At 67.2% G+C, this 2,186-nt stretch carries 1 protein-coding gene; it reads left to right on the top strand.

The features are described from left to right. Positions 1-2,164: translation initiation factor IF-2 (gene infB, locus Y704_RS0108970; protein ID WP_026549875.1), on the top strand; the 2,164-nt coding region annotated here is incomplete at its 5' end. Positions 2,165-2,186 lie beyond the last annotated feature (22 nt).

Here is a 2,186-nt window from a genome sequence, read left to right on the forward strand (position 1 = left end):
GGCCGGTGCCGGCGGTCCACGTCCGGGTGCGCCCCGCCCGGCCGGTGCCCCTGGTTCACGTCCCACACCCGGCATGATGCCCAACCGCACCGAGCGTCCCGCAGCCCCCGGCCGCGGTGCACCCGGTGCAGGCGCAGGACCACGGCGTGGTCCGGGAGGCGCCCCGGCGAGCCCCAGCGGAGCTCCCGCAGGCGGCGGCTTCGGCAAGGGCGGCCGCGGACGCGGCGGCACCGCTGGAGCTTTCGGCAAGGGCGGCGCAGGTCGCGGCAAGCAGCGGAAGTCGAAGCGCGCGAAGCGTCAGGAACTCGAGCAGATGTCAGCGCCGTCGCTGGGCGGCGTCAGCGTACCCCGCGGCGACGGAAGCGCGATCGTGCGCCTGAGGCGTGGCTCGTCGATCACCGACTTCGCCGACAAGATCGAGGCGAACCCGGCAGCACTGGTCACGGTGCTGTTCCACCTCGGGGAGATGGCAACCGCCACGCAGTCCCTCGACGAGGAGACCTTCGACGTCCTCGGCACCGAACTGGGCTACAAGATCCAGGTGGTGTCCCCTGAGGACGAAGAGCGCGAGCTGCTGAGCAGCTTCGACATCGACTTCGATGCCGAGCTCGAGGCAGAGGGCGATGAGCAGCTGGAGGCACGTCCTCCGGTGGTGACCGTCATGGGCCACGTCGACCACGGCAAGACGCGACTGCTCGACGCGGTCCGGAACACCAAGGTGGTCGAGGGCGAGCACGGTGGGATCACGCAGCACATCGGTGCGTACCAGATCCAGCACCAGCACGAGGAGAACGAGCGTGCGATCACCTTCATCGACACTCCCGGACACGAGGCATTCACCGCCATGCGTGCCCGTGGTGCGAAGGTGACCGACATCGCGGTGCTCGTCGTCGCGGCGGACGACGGCGTCATGCCCCAGACCGTCGAGGCTCTCAACCACGCCCAGGCGGCAAACGTCCCGATCGTGGTGGCTGTCAACAAGATCGACAAGGAAGGCGCCAACCCCGACAAGGTCAAGGGCCAGCTGACCGAATACGGCCTGGTTCCCGAGGAATACGGCGGCGACACCATGTTCGTCCACGTCTCGGCGCTGAAGGGCGAAGGCATCGACGAGCTTCTCGAAGCCGTCCTGCTGACCGCTGATGCGGCCCTGGACATGCGTGCCAACCCGAACAAGGATGCACGCGGTATCGCGATCGAAGCGAACCTCGACAAGGGCCGCGGTGCTGTTGCCACAGTCCTGGTCCAGTCGGGAACGCTGAAGGTGGGCGACACGATCGTGGCCGGCACCGCGCACGGCCGCGTCCGCGCCATGTTCGACGAGAACGGCGACGTCATCACCGAAGCCGGGCCGTCGCGTCCGGTGCAGGTGCTGGGCCTGTCGAACGTCCCGCGCGCCGGTGACACCTTCTTCGTCACCGACGACGAGCGCACCGGACGGCAGATCGCCGGAAAGCGTGAAGCAGCCGACCGTAACGCAGCCCTGGCAAAGCGCCGCAAGCGGATCAGCCTGGAGGACTTCGACCAGGCAGTGGCTGACGGCAAGGTCGACACCCTCAACCTCATCCTCAAGGGTGACGTGTCGGGTGCCGTCGAGGCGCTCGAGGACTCGCTGCTCAAGATCGACGTCGGTGAGGGCGTCCAGCTCCGTGTGATCCACCGCGGCGTCGGTGCCATCACGCAGAACGACGTCAACCTGGCGACGGTGGACAACGCGATCATCATCGGGTTCAACGTCAAGCCGGCGGAACGTGTCGCCGACCTCGCCGAGCGCGAGGGCGTGGACATGCGCTTCTACTCGGTCATCTATGGAGCCATCGATGACATCGAGCTCGCCCTCAAGGGCATGCTCAAGCCCGAGTACGAAGAGATCCAGCTGGGCACCGCGGAGGTACGCGAGGTGTTCCGTTCCTCGAAGTTCGGCAACATCGCCGGGTCGATCGTGCGCTCCGGGATCATCCGGCGCAACACGAAGGCACGTGTCACGCGCGGCGGCAAGGTGATTGGCGAGGGCCTGACCGTCGACTCGCTGAAGCGGTTCAAGGACGACGCCACCGAGGTCCGCACGGACTTCGAATGCGGTATCGGCCTCGGCTCGTTCAACGACGTCAAGGAAGGCGACACCATCGAAACCTTCGAGATGCGGGAAAAGCCCCGCGTCTAGCAGGCCGGTGAAGGCGGGCGCC

This window comes from Arthrobacter sp. Br18, from assembly GCF_000520555.1.
Classification (GTDB): Bacteria; Actinomycetota; Actinomycetes; order Actinomycetales; family Micrococcaceae; genus Arthrobacter_D.